Here is a 311-nt window from a genome sequence, read left to right on the forward strand (position 1 = left end):
CAGAATGTAAGAGAAGCGGTAGAGACGCTGAGCGGATTGGGCGTGGTTGAAGTGAATGTTAAGGTAGAAGGGGTATGTTTCAAAGGGGAGGATGTGTAAAATTTGGGAATAGGGAATGGAGTAGAGAGGGAGAGTGGGTTTGTTGTTGATGTTGATAGAGAGAGTATAGGGAGTAGACGGAAAAAGGGTGTGGATGGAATCAGGTGGAGAGGGTTCTTGTTTTGGTTTTGAATTGAATGGGGTTGCGGTCGGCTTCTGTAGCAACAGTGCCGTTTCTGGAATGGGTGGGATGGCCTCCGGTGAAGGAAGAG

General features: G+C 48.2%; 1 pseudogene. It reads left to right on the forward strand.

The features are described from left to right. Positions 1 to 99 (forward strand): annotated as a pseudogene (locus FS628_RS32885) (Asp23/Gls24 family envelope stress response protein); the annotation flags it as partial. Between the last annotated feature and the right edge of the window lie 212 nt (positions 100 to 311).

The organism is Paenibacillus xylanexedens, from assembly GCF_007676705.1.
In the GTDB taxonomy this organism is placed as follows: domain Bacteria; phylum Bacillota; class Bacilli; order Paenibacillales; family Paenibacillaceae; genus Paenibacillus; species Paenibacillus xylanexedens_C.